At 38.1% G+C, this 3,429-nt stretch carries 2 protein-coding genes; both read right to left on the bottom strand.

The window, feature by feature from the left end:
• Positions 1-90: 90 nt before the first annotated feature.
• Entirely contained in the window at positions 91-2,094 is a 2,004-nt protein-coding gene (locus A3GG_RS0101090; RefSeq protein WP_018357491.1) for a TonB-dependent receptor, read from the bottom strand.
• A gap of 75 nt (positions 2,095-2,169) precedes the next feature.
• Entirely contained in the window at positions 2,170-3,213 is a 1,044-nt protein-coding gene (locus A3GG_RS11530; RefSeq protein ID WP_018357490.1) for a radical SAM/SPASM domain-containing protein, read from the bottom strand.
• Positions 3,214-3,429: the final 216 nt, after the last annotated feature.

The following is a 3,429-nucleotide window of genomic DNA, read 5'->3' as shown; positions in this document are numbered from 1 at the left end:
GCTTATAACCTAATGCCCAAGAAACCTGAGCTAAATTTGGAAATTATCAGAAAACCTAACGAAATCGCCATCGCTTAGGTCGAACTCACGTTAATTAACCTGTAATTGTGCAAAGGTGGGTCTAAAATACTGCGTTCTAGACTGAGGAGTATAGCTATACTTTTGCCAGCTAATATCAGCACCAAACATCCACTTACCCTTGTACCACCACACACCAGCATTGACTAGGGGCATAGTCTTTACCTCTTGCCCCTCAAAGTAGTAGCGATTTTGTCCACCTCCTACATAAGCGTAGCTCAAACCATCCCTAAAGTTATAGTTAATGTTTGCTCCCCAATATAAGAAGTCAAACTTCCCGTCATTCTGATAAGTGTTGACCCGAACTCCTTGATCGATATAGGAGTATGGGGTAATCCTATCAGTATAATGATTATAGGTAACGGTCAGAGGAGTGAGGAAGAATCGCCCCAATCTAAGCCTATAATTGAGCCCTACTGTATGCATCTGCTCAGGCATGAGCAGGTGATTACCTCGTGTAACTACTAGAGGGTCACTAGAAGTGTTGTAGGGATTAAGTTGTCCTACACTTGGGCTGGTATTAGTCAGATTATAATTGAGACGAATAGTGTTCTTCTTATCAATCACATAGTTGCCAGAAACAGCAAACCTTGGTCTCCAGTAGCTGTTCTTCTCGCCACCCGCATCAAGCCAAATACCCTCCAATCCAGCCGAAAGCATATAATTGAGCTTTCCTATTTTGCTTGAGAAAGAGGCGTAGAAGTATTCGTCAAATCGCCGATGATTAAAGATAGGCAATTGCTCACTCACCTGCTCGATCTTATCATTGATCCACCGTGTATTACTTCCGATATCAATACTACTTCCACTTTCCGACTGCTTAGTGTAGTTGACCTCAAGATTCATAGAGGAGCGCTGATTGTCGTATTCAAATAGGTACTTATTCTCTACCCCTCTACTATACGCCTCTATGTGGTCGCCATCAAGTTTATTACGATTCTTATTGTACCAGTATCTCGCCTGCAACTGAGATTTGTCCTTAAAGTCGTGCTGGTAAAATAGACCTCCCGTTAGGATATAGCTATTATCTACACTATTAGATGATAGAGTAAAAGGAGTTTCTACTGCTTGTCTTAGCGTTCCTGCTCCACTCATTTCACTCCAATCCTTCTTCTTATTGCCATAAAACTGGGCTGCCATATAGTCCCTCTCCCCAATCTGCCATTTGAGGATTAGGTCACCATTCACGCCACGGTTATTGACTAAAGAAGTGCCCTTGCTAGCTTTGTGAAAATCAGTATCCTCCTGCCATTGCTCATAGTCGCTATTACGATTAAGCGTGCCATTGAGAGACAAACGACCGAAAAGAGATACTTTAGTATTCCCCACCTCAAAATATCCTACTCCAAATCCATTGCCTGGTAAAATATCGCTTCTAGCCGCCACTTGGAAAAATTGATAGGGGCGACGCTTGCTCTTGAGCTTTATATTGAGCATATTCTGATACCCCTTTTGTAGATATCTAGCACTCACGACTTCAATCACCTCTACAGAGGCAATATCCTCAGAATTGATAGGGTTTACTCCAGTATTTACTGGCTTGCCATCCACCAATACAATCGGACTAGTGCCATCCTCCATCTTGATGCTCTGTATTGCAACGTTTACCCTTAGTCGAGGGATTTCACTAAGTGCCACAAAAGGATTACGACTACTCTTTGCTTTTTCACTTAAAAAGTATACCTCTCCAGTAGCTGTTTGCCTTACTCGATCACCAACAACCTCCAACTCTCCAAGTGTCATAGCGCTATCAGGTTGTAGTACAAACCGTAGATCCAATAAGTCTTTATCAAAAGTAAAAGTCTGTACATACTCAGCATAGCCCAAAGCGTTGATCTCCAATAGGAATGTCCCCGATGGGATATTCTCAATTGAAAACTTGCCCTCCTCACTGGCAAGAGAAATAGCCACCAGTTGATCACCCTCAGAGAGCACCAACTGAGCACCAGTGATTGGTTCTCCATCTATAGTTACTACAATTCCTTTAAACTGATTTTGTGCGTATATGCCTTTCATGTTTAACAATACAAAAATCAGTATCAAAAAAAACTTCCTATATTTTTCCCCCATAGTGATAGCAATAAGTTAAGGTTACATTTGATTCGATTCTTTTTCTAATTCTATCTTAAGTCTGTGATATCTATAAGAATACAATAAATAGTCTGTAGTATCCATATTCATCGCATCGAATGTGCATATATCTTTTCCTTTGTGCGCAATGAGTTGACGATTACAAGGACCTAGGCAAACTGGGTACCATTTGCATTGTTTGCATTTCTCTTGTGTTAAATCTTTAAGCCATTCAGCTTTTTTGCTTTTATCCCAAGTGACTTCTCCAGTTCCCAAATTAAAAGATCCAAGAGAGTTTTCGTCATTAAATTCAGAGATCGTAGAACACTTAAACACCCTGCCATCATAGTTAAATAAAACTTCTCTATTTCTTTCTGCAAAGCAAACTGAACCCTTTGGCATAATGTAGTAATCAACCAAAAAGTTCTTATCGAAAAGCTTATTAATGGCGTTAAACAAAAGTTTTTTATCTACTTTGCCTTTATCAATTTGCCAAACTTTCTTGAGAATCACATATGTGTACTTTCGATTTAGAAAATCAATATCATTGATAATCTCATCTATCCTCTTTAATGTTGCATTACTAAAGTTTATTCTCACTGCAACATATCTGTTTTCTATATGTTTCTCTATTAACTTTAAGACATCTATCGTAGCTTGATATGTATCCCAATTAGGTCTGTTTTTGTCAATCTTTATCTTATTGTGAACTCTTCGATCTCCATCTAAAGTAATTTGGAATACACAATGAAAATTTGACAAATATGAAATAATATCTGGAGTGATTAAAGTTGCGTTTGTAGTAAAATCAGCGATAAGTTGAATATTGTTGCTCATTGCAAATAGTTGAGCGGAATCTAAAATTTGTTTGATTCCATGAAAGTCAACAAAAGGTTCTCCTCCAAAAAATGAAACCTTTAGTACGTTATACCTTGACTTCTTATATTCAAGTTGGATGTATTTATTTATTCCCTCTATAACGTCTGTTGATAGTCTTGTGTCTGATTTTCTAACCTCATAACAGTACCAACAGTTTAGATTACAATCTAATGTCGTGTTTACCATTACATGACAGAGAGAGTTGTTATATTGTAATCTTCGTTTAGTATCTTGAATGATATCATATTCATTTAGATTTTCATCTACAATGAAGTCGTTCTTTGTTAGATGTTCATAGAATGAGGTATATAGTACTCCCCATTTTTCGACAACGGGCTAGTGTTTTTTTCTTTCACTGTCACAAACGTACACATTTTCTTTCTCTTTACATAGTTATTGGTT

Origin of the sequence: Porphyromonas levii DSM 23370 (assembly GCF_000379925.1) — a bacterium.
In the GTDB taxonomy this organism is placed as follows: domain Bacteria; phylum Bacteroidota; class Bacteroidia; order Bacteroidales; family Porphyromonadaceae; genus Porphyromonas_A; species Porphyromonas_A levii.
Note: the sequence above shows the minus strand (reverse complement) of the source record. Positions and strands in the feature narration are given on the sequence as shown.